16 protein-coding genes are annotated in these 16,366 nt (G+C 70.6%); 13 read left to right on the top strand and 3 right to left on the bottom strand.

Annotation, left to right across the window (positions count from 1 at the left end; genetic code table 11):
• From ITP53_RS00005 to ITP53_RS00025, 5 genes are all read left to right on the top strand, one after another.
• Positions 1–181: hypothetical protein (locus ITP53_RS00005; RefSeq protein WP_195893147.1), on the top strand; the 181-nt coding region annotated here is incomplete at its 5' end.
• A gap of 53 nt (positions 182–234) precedes the next feature.
• Positions 235–1,917: a TOMM precursor leader peptide-binding protein gene (locus ITP53_RS00010; RefSeq protein ID WP_195893148.1), complete on the top strand. Its 1,683-nt coding sequence runs from the start codon at positions 235–237 to the stop codon at positions 1,915–1,917.
• Between the two features lie 123 nt (positions 1,918–2,040).
• Positions 2,041–2,403, top strand: coding sequence for a hypothetical protein (locus ITP53_RS00015; protein WP_195893149.1), 363 nt, complete (start codon positions 2,041–2,043; stop codon positions 2,401–2,403).
• Positions 2,400–3,635 (top strand): coproporphyrinogen-III oxidase family protein, encoded by a 1,236-nt coding sequence (locus ITP53_RS00020; protein ID WP_195893150.1) that lies wholly within the window; start codon positions 2,400–2,402, stop codon positions 3,633–3,635. Before ITP53_RS00015 ends, ITP53_RS00020 begins: the two co-directional genes overlap by 4 nt.
• A gap of 3 nt (positions 3,636–3,638) precedes the next feature.
• A complete protein-coding gene (locus ITP53_RS00025; protein WP_195893151.1) occupies positions 3,639–4,658 on the top strand; it encodes a methyltransferase in 1,020 nt (339 codons plus the stop codon).
• Between the two features lie 267 nt (positions 4,659–4,925).
• Here ITP53_RS00025 and ITP53_RS00030 read toward each other — a convergent pair whose 3' ends face one another.
• Positions 4,926–6,098 (bottom strand): DUF418 domain-containing protein, encoded by a 1,173-nt coding sequence (locus ITP53_RS00030; protein ID WP_195893152.1) that lies wholly within the window; start codon positions 6,096–6,098, stop codon positions 4,926–4,928.
• A gap of 84 nt (positions 6,099–6,182) precedes the next feature.
• Between ITP53_RS00030 and ITP53_RS00035 the strand changes: the two genes are divergently transcribed.
• Positions 6,183–6,782: a TetR-like C-terminal domain-containing protein gene (locus ITP53_RS00035; protein WP_195893153.1), complete on the top strand. Its 600-nt coding sequence runs from the start codon at positions 6,183–6,185 to the stop codon at positions 6,780–6,782.
• Positions 6,783–6,815: 33 nt separating this feature from the next.
• Here ITP53_RS00035 and ITP53_RS00040 read toward each other — a convergent pair whose 3' ends face one another.
• Positions 6,816–7,652, bottom strand: coding sequence for a helix-turn-helix transcriptional regulator (locus ITP53_RS00040; RefSeq protein ID WP_195893154.1), 837 nt, complete (start codon positions 7,650–7,652; stop codon positions 6,816–6,818).
• Positions 7,653–7,754: 102 nt separating this feature from the next.
• Here ITP53_RS00040 and ITP53_RS00045 point away from each other — a divergent pair, with 102 nt between their 5' ends.
• The 6 genes from ITP53_RS00045 (at position 7,755) to ITP53_RS00070 (ending at position 13,648) form a co-directional block, all read left to right on the top strand.
• Positions 7,755–8,477, top strand: coding sequence for an SDR family oxidoreductase (locus ITP53_RS00045; protein ID WP_195893155.1), 723 nt, complete (start codon positions 7,755–7,757; stop codon positions 8,475–8,477).
• Positions 8,478–8,488: 11 nt separating this feature from the next.
• Positions 8,489–8,893, top strand: coding sequence for a hypothetical protein (locus ITP53_RS00050; RefSeq protein WP_195893156.1), 405 nt, complete (start codon positions 8,489–8,491; stop codon positions 8,891–8,893).
• A 78-nt stretch (positions 8,894–8,971) separates the two neighbouring features.
• Entirely contained in the window at positions 8,972–9,481 is a 510-nt protein-coding gene (locus ITP53_RS00055; RefSeq protein ID WP_195893157.1) for a (2Fe-2S)-binding protein, read from the top strand.
• Positions 9,482–9,484: 3 nt separating this feature from the next.
• Entirely contained in the window at positions 9,485–10,474 is a 990-nt protein-coding gene (locus ITP53_RS00060; RefSeq protein WP_195893158.1) for an FAD binding domain-containing protein, read from the top strand.
• Positions 10,471–12,678 carry a xanthine dehydrogenase family protein molybdopterin-binding subunit gene (locus tag ITP53_RS00065; protein WP_195893159.1) on the top strand — a complete coding sequence of 736 codons (2,208 nt, stop codon included), beginning with the start codon at positions 10,471–10,473 and terminating at the stop codon, positions 12,676–12,678. Before ITP53_RS00060 ends, ITP53_RS00065 begins: the two co-directional genes overlap by 4 nt.
• A gap of 73 nt (positions 12,679–12,751) precedes the next feature.
• A complete protein-coding gene (locus ITP53_RS00070) occupies positions 12,752–13,648 on the top strand; it encodes a TIGR03619 family F420-dependent LLM class oxidoreductase (protein ID WP_195893160.1) in 897 nt (298 codons plus the stop codon).
• A gap of 12 nt (positions 13,649–13,660) precedes the next feature.
• On the opposite strand, the gene ITP53_RS00075 is transcribed toward ITP53_RS00070, so the two are convergent.
• Positions 13,661–14,929, bottom strand: coding sequence for a discoidin domain-containing protein (locus tag ITP53_RS00075; protein WP_195893161.1), 1,269 nt, complete (start codon positions 14,927–14,929; stop codon positions 13,661–13,663).
• A gap of 217 nt (positions 14,930–15,146) precedes the next feature.
• On the opposite strand from ITP53_RS00075, the gene ITP53_RS00080 reads away from it, so the two are divergent.
• Positions 15,147–16,361, top strand: coding sequence for an extracellular solute-binding protein (locus ITP53_RS00080; protein ID WP_195893162.1), 1,215 nt, complete (start codon positions 15,147–15,149; stop codon positions 16,359–16,361).
• Positions 16,362–16,366: the final 5 nt, after the last annotated feature.

The raw sequence follows: 16,366 nt of genomic DNA on the forward strand, positions 1-16,366 counted from the left end.
GTGCCCGCCCGTGCCGCCGGAGCTGCGGGGAGACCACCCGGCGCCCGCCCGCCCAGGCACCGCCGTGGACGAGCTGGCCACGCGGCTGGCCAGGCTCGGGCACCGGCCACTCGTGGTGCCCCTCGACCACGACCCGGCCGTGCACGCGGTCCTGCCCTTCGTCGTCCAGGTGGTGTGTTGATGGTGTGCGTACCGGATAACGGGGAGTTGAGTGTTGCGGTCGGGGAGGGGCCGGTGCTTCCGGTTCGGACCGAGTTGGGGCGGGTGGTTGTCGGGCCGTTGGAACGGCCGGACGGGCCTGGGTGCCGCGCCTGCGTACGCATCAGGGCCGCGCGTGTCCAGCCCGACGCCCGCAAGGCCGAGGCCGTACGCGCCCGGCACACGCCCGGCCCGAGCCAGTGGCTCACCCCGCTCGCCGCAGACCTGGTCGAGTCCCTGGTGGCGAGCGAGACCGCCGCGCTCGCGGGCGACGCGGAACCCCGCACCGCGAACGCCGTCCTGGAGATCGACCTGGCCACGCTGGAGGTCACCAGGCACCGGTTCCTGCCCGAACCCCTCTGCCCCGAGTGCGGCGACCTGCCGCCCGACGGCCCATGGGAGCCCGACCTGCGATCCCGGCGCAAGCTCGGCGACAGCCCCAGGACACGGGAGATCGAGCTCGACGCGCTGCTCGAAACCTACGTGGACGGCAGGACCGGCATGATCCGGCCGCTGAAGTCGGGGACGCAGGGCGGCCTCACGGTGGCCAGCGCGATGTTGCCGATCCGCGCGGGCACCGGCCTCGAACCGGGCGTCGGCCGTACCCGCAGCTACACCGCAAGCAAGCGCACCGCCGTGCTGGAGGCGTTGGAGCGCTACGGCGGCGTGAGCCCCGGCGGTCGGCGCACGGTCGTCACGTCCGCGTACCGTGACGTCGCCGGGCACGCCGTTCACCCCGACAGCTTCGGCACGCACCCGGAGGAGAACTACGACCGTCCCGGCTTCGCGTTCCGCCGGTTCACCGAGGACACCGTGTGCCGGTGGGTCTGGGGGTACTCCTTCGCCAAGGCGCAGCCCGTGCTGGTGCCGGAGAACCAGGTCTACTACTACGCCCGGCACCTGCCTGGCGGCGAGCAGCCGTTCGTCTTCGAGGTGTCCAACGGCTGCGCGCTCGGCTCGTGCCTGGAGGAGGCGATCCTGCACGGCCTGCTCGAGGTCGTCGAGCGGGACGCGTTCCTGCTCACCTGGCACGCCAGGCGCGAGGTCCCGCTGCTGGACCCGGCGCTCGCCCGCGACCCGGCGCTCGCGTTGCAGGCCGCCGCGATCACCGCCGAGACCGGGCACCGCGTGCTGTGCTTCGACACCACCGCCGAGCACGGCATCCCGAGCGTGTGGGTCATGGCCGTCGACGCCGAGGGCCGCGCGGACCGGCCCGCCACCGCCCACGCCGCAGGCTCGGCGCTCACTCTGGAGCAGGCCACGATGAACGCGCTCAGCGAGCTGGGCCCGCTGCTGGCCGACGTGATCCGGCGTTACCCGGAGGAACGGGACCGGGCCGAGGCCATGGTCCGCGACCCCGAGCAGGTCCTCACCATGCACGACCACTCGCTGCTCTACGCGGCGCCGGGGGCCGCCGGGCGGCTGGAGTTCCTCACCGGGCGTGCCGACGGCCCGAAGAGCGGGTTCGGCGCGAGCCGGTTCACCGGCGACGACCTCACCGCGGACCTGCGCGTCATGGCGGATGCGGTCATCGAGGCCGGGATGGACGTCGTAGCCGTCGACCAGACCACGCCCGAGCACCTGGCCGGCGGGTTCAGCTGTGTGAAGGTGCTGGTGCCTGGGGCATTGCCGATGACGTTCGGGCACCAGTACCGGCGGCTGGACAACCTGCCGCGGCTGCCCGCCGCGCGCACCACCGACCCGCACCCGTTCCCGTGAAGAGCCCGCACCCGCCCGTGAAGAGGCCCGCGCCCGTTCCGGTGAAGAGCCCGCACCCGCCCGTGAAGAGGCCCGCAGCCGCCAGTGAACAAGCCCGCATCCCGTGAAGAGGAAGGAGCCGCCGTGTACGTGGTGATCGTCGCGTTCGACCTGAAGGAGTCCGGCATCGACTTCGCCGAGTTGCGCGCCTGGGTGCACGACCGGGCGGCCGACGACTATTCGAGGCTGCCAGGGATGCGTTTCAAGGCGTGGTTCTCCGACGAGCGCAAACGGCTCTGGGGCGCGGTGTACCTGGTGGAGTCGATGTCGTCGTTCGACCGGGACAAGATCCCGCTGCTGCCCGATGGCGCGACCGGGCCGGTCGGCACCCGGCCGACATCGATCATGTTCATGGAGCTGGAGGCGTTCGTGGCCGGGCCGGACGGGATGGACGGGATCGAGGAGCTCACCCGGCAGGGGCTGAGCATGGCGGGAGGGCTGTCATGACCACATTGCCCGTACCGGCCGGCAAGGTCGGCAAGGTCGGCAAGGTCGGCAAGCTCGACGAGCCGCTGCTGCTCTACGTCAACGTGCCGTTCTGCAACTCCAAGTGCCACTTCTGCGACTGGGTCGTGGACGTGCCGATCTCCGATCTGCGGCTCACGCCCGTGTCACAGGGCCGGGTCGACTACCTGGACGCGATGCGTACGCAGATCCGTACGCACGCGCCCGTCCTGCGCGAGGCCGGATACCGCGGCGAGGTCATGTACTGGGGCGGCGGCACCGCCACCGTCCTGACCGAGCAGGAGATCGAGCGGATCCACGCGTGCCTGGCGGCGGAGTTCGACCTGTCCTCGCTGGCCGAGACGACCATCGAGGGCAGCCCGGAGTCGGTCGACCTGGGCAAGCTGAAGCTGCTGCGCGGCCTCGGGTTCGACCGGGTGAGCCTGGGAGTGCAGTCGTTCGACGAGCGGCGGCTGCGCAGGATCGGCCGCGCGCACTCAGTCGGCCAGGCCGTGAGCAGCGTCGAGGCCGCGCGGGACGCCGGGTTCGACAACATCAACATCGATCTGATCGTCGGCTTCCCCGACCAGTCGCTGGAGGAGGTCGAGGACACGGTCAGGCAGGCGCTCGAACTGCCGGTGAACCACTTCTCCGTCTACTCCTACCGGGCGACCGAGGGCACCGTGATGCGCAAGCAGATCGAGCGCAGCGGCACCGAGATCGTGCTGGAGCATCAGCTGCGCTCGTACCGGCTCGCGGCGGACATGCTGGAAGCGGCGGGGCATCCCGAGTACGCCGTCTCCTACTTCGGCGCGCCCCGGTGCCTCGCGGACGAGGCGTACTACCGGCTCAGCATGGACTGGATCGGCTTCGGCACGGGCGCCAACTCCCTGATCAACCAGCGCTACCTGCTGAACGGACGCGGCCGGATGCGCGACTTCACCAGCGACCCAGGCCGGTTCGAGGTGAACCTGCCGGCCGCGGCCGAGTCGCTCACCGTGCAGTGGCTGCCCAGGGCGCTGGGCACCGCCGAGGGCATCGACGCGGCGACCTTCCTGCGGCGTACCGGGGTGTCGTTGCGCGCGGCCTGCGAGGAGCCCGCGCTGAACGCGTTCCTGCGGCAGGTCAACCAATTCGGCGACCTCGTGGTCGACCGCGACGGCATCCGGCTGGCGAACGACGACCGTTCCGACGTGTTGTCCCGTACGTTCGCCGCCATGGGCTGGGTGTCCTGAGTCATGGACCCGATGCGTACGATGCTGGCCGCCACCGACCTGGTGACGCCCATGGCGGTACGGGTGGCGGCGACGTTGCGGGTCGCCGACCACATGGCGGCGGGCACGACGTCCGCGGCCGGGCTCGCCGACGCGGCGGGAGCCGACGCGGCGGCGCTGACGCGGTTGCTGCGCTACCTGGTCGCGCGCGGCATCTTCAGCGAGCCCGCGCCTGGCCGCTTCGGCCTGAACCCGGCCGCCGAGTTGCTGCGTGACGGCCGCCCCGACCGGTTGCGCGACTGGCTCGACCTGACCGGCCCGATCGGCCGCGCGGACCTGGCGTTCGGGTCGCTGCTCGACGTGGTGCGCACCGGTAAGCCGGGCTACCCGATGACGCACGGGCAGGGCTTCTGGGACGACCTCGCCGCCGATCCCGCGCTGGCGGGCGCGTACGACACCATGATGGGCGGCAAACGCGACTGGGCCGCGACCAGGCTCGCCGCGCTCGACTGGGGTCGTTCCCGGCATGTGGTCGACGTCGGCGGCGGCAACGGCACCCTGCTGTCCTGTGTGCTGGCCGCGCACCCGCACCTGCGCGGCACCGTCGTGGACCGCCCGGCGTCCGCGGCGGCCGCCGGGGCGGTGCTGGCGGCGGGGGGTGTCGCCGACCGCGGCGAGTTCCGCGCCGGGGACTTCTTCGAGCCGCTGCCGGTACGCGGCGCCGACACCTACCTGCTGAGCTCGATCGTGCACGACTGGGACGACTCCGCGGCCGTGGCGATCCTGCGACGCTGCGCGGAGGCCGCCGGTCCCGGCGGCCGGGTCCTGCTGTGCGAGCTGGTGTCCGGCGGGGGACGGGACCAGCGGGCGGTGACACAGATGGACCTGTGCATGCTCGTGTACTTCGGCGGCAGGGAACGCACCGAGGCCGAGTTCGCCGCGCTGGCGGGGCAGGCCGGGCTGGAGCTTCGCTCGGTGACACCGCTGCCGCCCCGGGAGTGGGGCAACTCGCTCATCGAGTGCGTACCCGCCTCCGTCGAATGAGACTCAACGAGTGACGCGCAGGGCCTACTCGACCGAGTCGGGGGCCTGGGTGCGTACCGTGAGGGTCTTCCTCTGTCCGAGGTCGAGCCGATTCATGATGGGGCTGATCAGGTCGTCGAGGCAGATGAAGGGCAGGTTGATGCCCGGCTCCAGCCTGATCTCCGCCTTGCCCGCCCCCGGCAGTTGAACAGCCTCCAGAGTTCGTCGTCGCCCGGTGGGATGTCGCCGGAAATAATCAGAAACGTCCCGTTTCTGCCTGCGGTGGGCTCAGCCGCGCCCGTACGTCAGCCGCCGTAGTGCGACCTCGGCCGGTCCCCTTCGCCCGCCGGGCGCCAGCAGCGCGGCGAGCAGTACGGTGGCCAGCCAGGTCGCCACGGCGATGCCGGACGCCGTGGCGTCGCCGACGCGCGTGCCGAGCCCTCCCGCGTACGGCGCGAACACCGCCACGAAGACGACCGACTGGAGGAGGTAGCAGGTCAGCGACCACTGACCGCAGGCGGCGAGGGCTCTGATGGCCGGGCCGGGATGCCCGTGCCGCATGCGGCCGGTGACGAGCCCGATGACGGCCGCGTAGGCGAGTCCGCCGGCGATGCCGGTCACGCTGTGGAGCGCGTACGCCGATACGGCCACCATGTCCGACGGCTCCCAGATCTGGGTGTCGACCAGCGTCAGCGGCACTCCTCCGACGACAGCCAGCCCGGTGCCCAGGACGGCGACCCGCATGAGCAGGTCCCGATGCGACACGGGGTCCTCCAGCACGCGGCGCCGGGCTGCCCAGATCCCGAACAGGAACGCCGGCACCACGCTGGCGGCGAAGTACGTGGGCGTCATCCCGGACCACCCGATCAGCCGCATCACCGTCGCCTCGATCGGGTCGGCCATGGCGGCGGGCGTGTCGCCCTTGGGCGCGGAGATGGTGAGCAGCCCGAAGCCGACCAACACCACGACGTGCAGCACGAGCCCGGCGACGGCGGCCCGTAACACGGCCCGGTCTGTGCGCCGGATGAACCCGGCGAGTACGAGCCCGACCAGCCCGTACGCGCCGAGGATGTCCCCGAAGAACAGGAGAAGCGCGTGGCAGAACCCGAACGCCAGCAGCCACAGGCTCCGGCGGCGCAGCACCCTGCGCACCTGCGGCCAGCCCGTGCCTGTGGCGAGCTTCCGGTTGGCGAGTTGCACCAGGCCGTAGCCGAACAGGACGGCGAACATGGGCAGAGCGCGCCCGTCCACCAGCAGGATCTGCACTCCGGCGACCAGCCGGTCGAGAGCGCCGCCGTCGAGAGCGTAGCCGCGGAAGCCCGCCTCGTGGCCTGACAGGTACATGTGCGCGTGCGCCAACGCGATGAGCAGCAGCATCAGCCCGCGCGCGAGATCGGGCGCGAGCGCGCGCTGGGCGATGGGGGTGGCTCCGTGAACCGGGGCCGGTGGGGCGATGGACATGGCTGTCCCCTCGAATTTAGATACAAGAATGTAGCTAATGCTTCAAGGTAAACTACACCCGTGTAGCTAATCAAGGGGGCGTCCATGGGCAACCACAACCCCAGGACACGCCGTCGGGGCGAAGAGCTGATCAAGGCCATCCACGACGCCGTGCTCGAAGAGGTGGTGGAGGTCGGCGTAGGGCGGCTGACCATGGACGGCATCGGCCGGCGCGCGGCCACGCCCCGCACCACGCTCTACCGCCGCTGGTCGGACCCGATCGAGGTGCTCCTTGACGCGCTCTACCACCAGCACCCGGTGGAGGAGCCGACCCCCCAGGCCGACGACCTGCGCGGCGACCTCATCCGTGCCCTGCGCCTTATGGCCGAGTGGGCCCTCAGCCCGGCGGGCCGCGCTGTCGCGGCCATCCTCACCGACCCGAGGAGCGCCGCGCTGATGTCCGAGGCGCTCTTCGAGCGGGTCTTCGCCAACCGGGGTGGCACGTTCACCCGCACCGTGCTGCAGCACTACGCCGACCAGGGCCGCTTCCCTGCCGAACTGCTCACCCCCGTCGTGGCCGACATCGGCGAGGCACTCGTCACCAAGCGCCTGATCGACACCGGAACACCACCCACAGAAGAGGACCTCGCGGCGATCGTCGACCAGGCGATTCTGCCCGCGATCGGACTCGGCCCGCGAGCATGAGCTTCGCGCCTCGCGAACGCACCCCGCAGCGCCTCAGAAATGCTGGAGCCCGGCCACCCGCAGCATGTCGAGTGCTGTGGCTTCGGGGGTGCCAGGTTCGGCCGAGTACACCAGCACGGTCTGGTCGGTGTCCGGGAACACGAAGGTGTCGCAGTCGAGCATGAACGTGCCCAGCTCGGGATGGTTGATGCTCTTGGTCGCGGTACGCCAGGGTGCGGAACGTCCCTCCCGCCAGAGCTCGTCGAACCGCAGGCTGCCACGACGCAGTTCGTTGATCAATCGCGCCAGGTCGGGATCACCGGAATAGCGGGCCTGGGCGGCGCGCAGCGTGCCGACGGAGGCGCGCGTGGCCGCGTCGTCCTCATCCGGGGTCGCGGCGACCTGGCAGCGGCTACTGCCGAGGAAGCGTTGCCAGATGAGGTTCCGTCGCGATGGCGGCCACGCGGACATGTCGCCTTGAAGTGCCGCCGCGAGGGGATTCCAGGCCAGCACGTCGCCCTTGGCCGACAGCACCAGCACGGGCAGGTCCGCCATGCGGTCCAGGAGCCGGAGCACGCTCGGTCGTACGACCATCGCGATGCGTCCGGTCTGGGGCGGCTCGTGGCCGGCGAGCCGGAATGCCAGGTCGCGGTCGTCGTCGTTGAGCCGCAAGGCCTGGGTCAACGCGGCGATGACCTGGCGCGATGGCCGCGGGCCGCGCCCCTGCTCGAGCCGGACGACGTAATCGACGCTCAGCCCCGCGAGCATGGCCACTTCCTCCCGCCGAAGGCCCGGCACCTGGCGGCGCGTTCCCGACGGCAGCCCGACGTCCTGCGGTCGCACGCGCGCCCGGGCGCTCCGCAGCACTTCGGCCAATTCAGCGCGGTTCACCCCTCCATGATGTCGCACGGGTCGCGCCGGTCGGGTGGTACCGCACGTCCTATGCGCCACCGGTCCTGGCGGGGGCCGGACGCGTTCACCGACGATCGACCCATGGCAGACGTGCGGACGGTGGCGATGGTCACCGGAGCGAACAAAGGGCTGGGCCGGGAGACGGTACGCCGCCTGGCCGGCAGAGGATGGCGGGTCTTCCTGACCGCCCGGGACAGGGAACGTGGCATGCGGGCGGTGGACACGCTGGCAGGGGAGGGGCTCGACGTCGAGTTCGTCGAGATCGACGTCACCTCGGAGGAGTCCGTGCCCGCAGCCGTGAAGGCCGTGGCCGGGCGGGTGGATCATCTGGATGTGCTGGTGAACAACGCCGGAGTCGGCGGCCCGTTGGTGGATCCGGCCGACATGGACGTCGACACGCTACGGGAGTTGTACGAGGTCAACGTGTTCGGTCCGGTGCGGGTCACGCACGCGTGCCTGCCGTTGCTCCGGAAGTCCGTACAGCCTCGCATCGTCATGGTGTCCAGCGCTCTCGCCTCGCTGACACACGCCGGCGACCCCGCCCGCCCCGAGTCCGGCTTCCTGAGCCTGGGCTACGCCTCGTCGAAAACGGCGCTCAACATGATCGTGTCGCAGTACGCCCGAGCGCTGCCCGCCTTCAAGGTCAACGCCGTGGATCCGGGCTTCCCCGCCACCGACATGAACCAGCACACCGGCATCCACACCCTCGCCGAGGGCACCGACGCGATCGTCCGGCTGGCCTCACTGGACTCGGACGGACCGACCGGGGGGTTCTTCGACAGTAACGGTCCCGTCCCTTGGTAGGAGCGATGAAAATGACAAAGATTCTGACGATCGGGCTGCATCCGGGCGCGATCGACTACAGCCGGCATCCCGGCCTTGACGAGGCGACGATCGCCGCACGGATCGAGCAGGGCCATGCGGCCGTCCGGGCGGCGGGCTTCGACGCCGTTCAGTGCCTGGTCGGCGCCGATCCGGACACCGCCGAGAAGACGGTCCGTGAACGGCTGTCAGAAGGACCCTTCGTGGTGGCCATGATCGGAGGCGGTGTGCGGACGGCGTCCGAGCACACTCTCCTGTTCGAACGGCTGATCAACGTGCTGGTCGCGACGACACCCGGGATCCGGTTCTGTTTCAACACCACTCCTGAGACGACGATCGATGCCATCCGCCGTTGGATACAGCCGTCGCCGGGTGAAGTGACCGGGGACCGAGACTAGGGACGTCACGGATGCGAGTGGGGGTGTGCCGGACGACACTCGCAGGAGTTCTGACCAAGAGCTCGGAAGCGAGACGGCATGACCACAACGGACAGCGCGGCACACCCCTACGACGAGGCGGTCCCGCACGTGGAGGTCACGCTCCACGTCAACGGCGCCCCACACCGACTGCGGCTCGACGCCCGTGTCACCTTGCTGGACGCCCTGCGCGACCACCTGGCGCTCACCGGGGCGAAGAAGGGATGCGACCAGGGCGCCTGCGGCGCGTGCACCGTGTTGGTGGACGGCAAACGCGTGGTGTCGTGCCTGGTGCTCGCCGCGCAGTGTGAGGGCCGCGAGGTCACGACCGTCGAGTCGTTGTCCGAGGGAGGGACGCCGCACCCCGTGCAGGCGGCCTTTGCCAGGCACGACGCGTTCCAGTGCGGCTACTGTACGCCGGGGCAGATCATGTCGGCGGTGGCGTTGCTGGCCGAGGGCCGGGCGGGCTCGGATGAGGACATCTGCGAGTTCATGAGCGGCAACATCTGCCGCTGCGGCGCCTATCCGAACATTCGGAAGGCGATCCGCGAAGTGGCGGCGGAGGGCTGAGGGATGCGTCCATTCGAATACGTCCGGGCTGTCGACGCCGGGCAGGCCGTGGCCCTGGTCAGCGCCGACCCGGACACCTCCTATCTCGCGGGCGGCACCACGCAGTTGGACCTGATGAAGGACGGCGTGCTGGGCCCCGCCCGGCTCGTCGACATCACCCGGCTCCCGCTGGGCGGCATCACGCACACCGGCTCGGCGATCCGCGTCGGCGCGCTGACCACGATGGAGGAACTCGCCGCCGATCCCGTCGTGGCCGCGCGCCTGCCCTTCGTACGGGAGGCGCTCCTGCTCGGAGCCTCCACCCAGTTGCGTAACCTGGCCACCATCGGCGGCAACCTGCTGCAACGGGCCCGGTGCCGGTACTTCAGGGACCCCACCGTCGCCGCGTGCAACAAGCGAGAGCCCGGATCCGGATGCGCCGCCATCACCGGTGCTGCCCGGATGCACGCCATCCTGGGCACCAGCGACCACTGCATCGCCCTGCACGCCTCCGACGTCGTCGTCCCGCTGACCGCTCTGGACGCGGTCGTCCATGTTCAGGGCGTGGAAGGCCAACGCAGCATCCCGCTGACCGGGTTCTACCTCCCGCCGGGCGACACCCCGCACATCGAGAACGTGTTGCAGCGGGGCGAACTGATCACCGCGATCGAGGTGCCGCTGCTCCCGGAAGCGGCGCGGTCGCACTACCTGAAGGTCCGTGACCGCGTGTCGTACGAGTTCGCGCTGACCTCGGCCGGCGTGGCCCTGGAGGTGGAGGACGGCGTCGTCCGGCAGGCCCGGGTGGCGCTGGGCGGTGTCGGCACGATCCCCTGGCGGGCGTGGGCCGCCGAGGACGTCCTGCGCGGGGCGCCCGCGGGCCGGGGCGCCTTCCGCGCCGCTGCGGACGCCGCCCTGGCGGGAGCCAGGACGCTGCCGGGCACGGCGTTCAAGGTGGAGCTGGCCAGACGCACCCTGATCCGTACGCTGGAGACCGCCGCGGGAGCCGCATCATGACCACGGAAACGCTGCCGATCGTGGGGGCGGGGCTGGACCGCGTGGACGCCCCCGCGAAGGTGACCGGCACGGCGCACTACCCCAACGACTTCGACTACCCCGGCATGACGCACGCCGCCCTGGTACGCAGCACCGTCGCCGCCGGGCGGATCCTCGCCATCGACACCGCGCAGGCCGAGGCCGCCCCGGGGGTGCTGACCGTCATCACGCACCTGACCGCGCCGAAGCTGGACCGCGGGCCGATGACCCTGCTGGGCGGGTCCCCGCCGGCCCCGCTGCAGGACGACCGGATCCTGCACCACGGTCAGCACGTCGCCATCGTGGTGGCCGCCACCGCGGAGCAGGCCAGGCACGCCGCCTCGCTCGTCCAGGTCGAGTACGACCGCGCCAAGGCCGTGCTCGACCTCGACGACCCGCGGGCGGAGATCATCACCAACCCGTGGAACCTGGACACCGAGCGCGGCGACGTGGCCGCCGGGTTCGCGACCGCCGCCGTCGTGGTCGAGGGCACCTACACCACCCCCGACAACACCAACAACCCGCTCGGCCTGATGGCGACGATCGCCATGTGGAACGGCGACTCGCTCACGGTGCACGACTCCACCCAGTGGCCGCGCAACGTCCGTACCACCCTCGCGGCCGTCTTCAAGGTCCCCGAGAGCGGCATCAGGGTCCTCGCCCCCTACGTCGGCGGCGGTTTCGGCGCCGGGCTGCGCGTGTGGCAGCACGTCATCCTGACCGTGCTGGCCGCCCGCGCGACCGCTCGACCGGTGAAGCTCGTGCTCACCAGGCCCGAGATGTTCACCTCGGTGGGCCATCGGCCGAACAGCGTCCAGCACATCAGGATCGGGGCCACGTCCGCCGGCGACCTCGTCGCCATCGAACACGACGGCACCTCGTCGGTGGCGATGCAGGACGACGACTACGAACCGGTCTCCCTCTGCTCGGCCGTCTCCTACGCCTGCCCCAACGTCAGGACCCGCGACCGGCAGGTACGGCTGAACATCCCCTGTCCGGGGTCCATGCGGGCACCCGCGGAGGGGCAGGGCAACTTCGTCCTGGAGACGGCCATCGACGAGGTCGCCCACGCCCTCGGCATGGACCCGCTCGACTTCCGCCTGCGCAATCACGCGGCCGTGCACCCGCTGTCCGGCCTGCCCTGGTCGAGCAACGCGCTGCTGGCGTGCTACACGCTGGGGGCCGAGCGGTTCGGCTGGTCGCGGCGCACCCCCGAGCCGGGGAGCATGCGCGAAGGACGCTGGCTGGTCGGCTACGGCCTGGCCGGCGCCGCCTATCCCGCCTACCAGGTGCCGTGCCAGGCCCGCGCCTCGGTGCACCGCGACGGGTCGGCGTTCGTCCGCAGCGCGGCCACCGACATCGGCACCGGCACCTACACGGTCATGACCCAGCTGGCGGCCGAACTCCTGGGCCTGGACACCTCACGGGTGCGCTTCGACCTCGGCGACTCCGACATGCCGTACGCGCCGCAGGCCGGCGGGTCGGGTCTCACCGGAGCGCTCGGCAACGCCGTGCACGCCGCCTGCCGGCGTCTCCTGCGCGAGTTCCTCGACCTGGTCCGCGACGACCCGGACTCACCGCTGCGCGGGGCCGGACTCGACGACGTCACGGTCAGCGGAGGGCGCATCCACCGCACCGGCGCGCCCGATCAGGGCGAGTCCTACACCGACATCCTGGCCAGGCACGGTCTGGAGGAGCTGGGCGCCGACGGCCGGAGCACCCCACCCCAGGCCGAGGAGCTGGGAATGGCCGTCGCTGGCGCGTTCGGAGCCAAGTTCGTCGAGGTCCGCATCGACCCCGATCTGGGGCTGCTGCGGGTGACCCGGGTGGTCTCGGCGATCGACGGCGGCCGCATACTCAACGAGAAGACGGCCACCAGCCAGATCGTCGGCGGCACGGTCGGCGGCATCGGCCAGGCGATGTTCGAAGACACCATCTCCGACAAGGAGACCGGCCGCATCGCCAACGCGACGTTCGGCGACTACCTGGTACCCGTCAACGCCGACATCCCCGACATGGACGTGATCTTCGTCGGCGGGCCCGACCGGGCCACTGCGATCGGCACCAAGGGAGTCGGCGAGGTCGGCCTGGTCGGGGTGGCGGCGGCCATCGCCAACGCCGTCCACCACGCCACGGGCCGGCGCATGCGCTCCCTGCCGATCACCATCGATCAGCTGACGCTCTGAATATGCTAGCTTTATCCATGTCGCTTCGATTTTAGAAGTAAATAGCCTAGCTGAGCGACCGTGAAGGAGCATGATGAAGATCGGATTCACGCTGCCGCAGACCGGAGCGGTCGCCTGGCAGGCCCCCCAGGTCGCGAGGTACGCCCGTGAGGCGGAAAGGCTGGGAGCCGACAGCCTGTGGGTGATCGACCGGCTGCTGTCCCCGGTCGACCCCAAGGTCGGCTACAGCGGCGGTGACACGTTCCCCGAGGAGTTCCGTGCCATCCTCGATCCGTTCGTCCTGCTGGCCGTGGCCGCCACCGCGACCGAACGGGTGACGATCGGCAGCAACATCCTGAACACGCCGTGGTATCCGCCCGCGGTCCTCGCCCGGACCCTCACCACGCTCGACGTGCTCAGCGGCGGCAGGCTCGTCCCCGGGCTCGGGGCCGGGTGGTCGCCCGAGGAGTTCGAGGCCGTGGGAGTGCCGATGAACGAGCGCGGGGCGCGGTTCGACGAGACCCTCGACGCGCTCGACCAGCTGTGGACCGCCGACCCCGCCGAATACCACGGGAAGCACTGGCAGGTGCCCGCCACCCACTCCGCGTTGAAGCCCGTCCGGCGGCCCCCCGTCTACCTCGCCGGGTTCGCACCCGCCGCCATGCGGCGGGTGGCCCGTCGTGCCGACGGATGGCTGCCCGCGGTCGTCCTGCCGGCGATGACCGACCTCGACGCCGCGGTGAACCAGCCGCTGGCCGCGATCCGGGGCATGGCCGCCGAGGCCGGGCGGGACCCCGGATCGCTGGACGTGATCCTGCGCATCTACCCCACGGTACGCAGCGAGTCCGTCGTTGACGACGTCGCGAAGGTCATCAAGCGGGTCCAGGACGAGACCGACGTGCGGCACGTGCTCGTCGACCTGATGTACCAGGCGGATGACGTCGACCAGCTGCTTGAGCAGGTCGACGGGATCCTGTCGGCGGCCAAGTAGTCAGCCAAGTAGTCAGTACGAGGAGTACATCGTCACCTCGTCGATGGACCACCACTGGACGGCGGTGCCCGTCTGGGTGATTCTCACGAATCGGGCGGTCTGCGGGGTGACGGCGATCGGCCGCTTCCAGCCGAAGCCGATTCCGGTGGCGGCCGTCGTCCAGGTGCCGCCATCGGTGGAGAGCTCCAGCCGGAAGCCGCGCGGGTAGTCCTGGTCGGCGGTCGCCGGCGTCTGCACGGTCACCTGGGCGATCGTCCGCGGGGTGCCGAGGTCGATCTGGTACCACTGGCCCGGGGTCTGGGCCGCGCCGGTGTTCCAGCGGGTGGCGGCGTTGCGGCCGCTCGCGGCCGGGAAGCTGATGTTCGTGGCCTTGTACGTCCCCGCGCCGGCGGCCACCTGCGTCCACGCCGATCCGTCGTCGGACAACTGGACGGTGTAGCCGCGGGGATAGTCGTTCGGGGAGTTCGAGGTCTCGTCCACATGCCTGTCCGTGTCGAGTGAGACGTTGTTGATCGTCATCCGCGCGCCCAGGTCGAGCTGGACCCACTGGCCGGGCACCTGACCGGCGCCGGTGGTCCATCGGGTGCCGAGGTCGCCGTCGATGACGGCGGAGGCCGTGCCGCCCGGCGCCGACGCCGTCCACTGCGTGCGATCGAACGACCCCGCGCCGTTGAACACGTTGACCTCGCCGACCGACCACCAGACTCCGGCGGCGCTGCCGGTCTGCCTGACGCGGACGTACCGGGCGGTCACCGGGCTGAAGCCGGCGGTCGTGACCGTTCCGGTGCCGCTCCCCGCGCCGGTGAACACGGTCGTCCACGCCGAGTCGTCGGTGGAGACGTCGACCTTGAAGCCGCGGGGGAAGTCCCCCGCGAACTCGGTGTGGTTGACGGCGACCCGGTCGAAGCGCGACATGGCGCCCAGGTCCAGCCGCAGCCACTCGCCGCCGTTCATGGGGACGCTCGTGGTCCAGCGGGTGGCGTCGTCGCCGTCGAGGGCGAGCGCGGCGTCGCCCGCCGAGGCGGTGGCCGTCCAGCCGGTCCTGTCGAGCGCGAACTCCCCAAGAGGTGACATCCAGTCCTCCTGCGTGAGCCACCCGCCGAGGTTGGTGCCCCGCAGGTTGATCGTCGCTCCCGCGCCGGAGTCCTTCTTCAGTACGGATCCGCTGACCTTGAGGAAGTCGGCGGTGCCGAGAGCGGCGGCCGCGGGTTGGGCCGTCGCCACCAGGGTCGCGGCACTGATCACCATCGTTAAGGCGGCGGCGGGCCATCGGCGGTTCATCTTGACCTCCTCGAACATCGACAGTTGCGATGTTCCGTCCTCGGGGGTTACTTTGTCTACGGCTTAGGCTAAGTCAATTAGAAATCACTGGGCGGATCACTGGGAGGTGTCATGGGAGGGAAACCCGGGACGAAGGGCTGTCCGTACACGGTGTCGCCGCGCACGGAAACGTTCATGGCCTGGACTCCTCTCCCGCGGCCTGAGAGGGACCACCCAGATGAGAAGACTCGTCATCGCGTGCTTATTCGCGCTCGCCGCCTGCGCCGGCCCGGCGCCGGCCGCCGACAAGGAACTGACCGTCTGGATCATGGGCGACAGCTCCGCCCGTTTCCAGCGACTCGTCGAGCCGTTCACCGACCGGACCGGCATCAGGGTCGACACGGTCGCGATCCCATGGGACTCCGTCGACCAGAAGTTCACCACTGCCGTGGCCTCGGGCAACGGCCCCGACATTCTCCAGATCGGCCTGTCGAAGCTGCGCACCTTCACCGACTCCGGGGCCCTGCTCGAACTCGACGACCAGACGTTGAAGGACCACCCCGGCCTCGCCTCGGCCGGCTTCGTCGACGGCATCGCCGAACACTCCACCCCGGCGAGCGGCGCACCGGTGAGCGTCCCGTGGGTCAGCGACACCCGCGTGCTGTTCTATCGGAGCGACATCCTCGCCGCTCAGGGCATCACCAAGCCGCCGGTGACCTGGGACGAGCTCCGCGCCTACGCCAAGATCCTGGCCGCCCGAGGCGAAGGCCAGTACGGATTCCACCTCCCGCAGTGGGACAACGCGCTGCCCGTCATCATGACCTGGACCCAGGGCGGCACGATCGTCGACGACAGCGGCCAGGTCGACTTCGACACCCCCGCGTTCCACCAGGTCGTCGACATCTACACCGGCCTGTACGCCGACAAGAGCGTGCCGCCCAACGCCGACTTCGACCAGGTCCAGGGCTTCGTCTCCGGCGCCACCCCCATGCTGGTCTCCGGCCCCTACCTGGCCGGTGCGCTCACCTCGGCGGCGCCGCAACTCAACGGCAAGTGGTCGATCGCCCCGATCCCGGGCGACGCCACGCACACCTCTCTGCTGGCCGGCTCGAACCTCGGCGTGTGGGGCAGTAGCGACAACCCGGACGGTGCCCTGCGACTCCTCGACTACCTCTCCCAGCCACGGACACAGCTGACCTGGTACCAGCTCGACGGCCAGCTCCCGGTGACGAAGGCCGCGCTCAGCGATCCGAAGCTCACCTCCGACCCGCTCGTCTCGACGTACGCCAAGCAACTGAGCGACGCCAGACCCCTCCCGCCGGTGCCCGACTGGGACGGCGAGACAGGAAAGGCACTCCTCGACACCCTGAACTCCATCGTCCTGACCGGCGCGAACCGCGAAACCGCTCTCCAGAGCCTGTACGCGGCCACCAAGGGCACGTCCGTCAACTGACCAGC

The organism is Nonomuraea cypriaca (genome assembly GCF_015645445.1).
GTDB classification, from domain to species: Bacteria; Actinomycetota; Actinomycetes; order Streptosporangiales; family Streptosporangiaceae; genus Nonomuraea; species Nonomuraea cypriaca.

What these genes read in the sequence shown, in the direction of transcription:
- ITP53_RS00020 (WP_195893150.1), top strand. Translation starts at nt 2,400, where the DNA reads ATGACCACATTGCCCGTACCGGCCGGCAAGGTCGGCAAGGTCGGCAAG.
- ITP53_RS00025 (WP_195893151.1), top strand. Translation starts at nt 3,639, where the DNA reads ATGGACCCGATGCGTACGATGCTGGCCGCCACCGACCTGGTGACGCCC.
- ITP53_RS00030 (WP_195893152.1), bottom strand. Translation starts at nt 6,098, where the DNA reads ATGTCCATCGCCCCACCGGCCCCGGTTCACGGAGCCACCCCCATCGCC.
- ITP53_RS00035 (WP_195893153.1), top strand. Translation starts at nt 6,183, where the DNA reads ATGGGCAACCACAACCCCAGGACACGCCGTCGGGGCGAAGAGCTGATC.
- ITP53_RS00045 (WP_195893155.1), top strand. Translation starts at nt 7,755, where the DNA reads ATGGCAGACGTGCGGACGGTGGCGATGGTCACCGGAGCGAACAAAGGG.
- ITP53_RS00050 (WP_195893156.1), top strand. Translation starts at nt 8,489, where the DNA reads ATGACAAAGATTCTGACGATCGGGCTGCATCCGGGCGCGATCGACTAC.
- ITP53_RS00055 (WP_195893157.1), top strand. Translation starts at nt 8,972, where the DNA reads ATGACCACAACGGACAGCGCGGCACACCCCTACGACGAGGCGGTCCCG.
- ITP53_RS00060 (WP_195893158.1), top strand. Translation starts at nt 9,485, where the DNA reads ATGCGTCCATTCGAATACGTCCGGGCTGTCGACGCCGGGCAGGCCGTG.
- ITP53_RS00065 (WP_195893159.1), top strand. Translation starts at nt 10,471, where the DNA reads ATGACCACGGAAACGCTGCCGATCGTGGGGGCGGGGCTGGACCGCGTG.
- ITP53_RS00070 (WP_195893160.1), top strand. Translation starts at nt 12,752, where the DNA reads ATGAAGATCGGATTCACGCTGCCGCAGACCGGAGCGGTCGCCTGGCAG.
- ITP53_RS00075 (WP_195893161.1), bottom strand. Translation starts at nt 14,929, where the DNA reads ATGAACCGCCGATGGCCCGCCGCCGCCTTAACGATGGTGATCAGTGCC.
- ITP53_RS00080 (WP_195893162.1), top strand. Translation starts at nt 15,147, where the DNA reads ATGAGAAGACTCGTCATCGCGTGCTTATTCGCGCTCGCCGCCTGCGCC.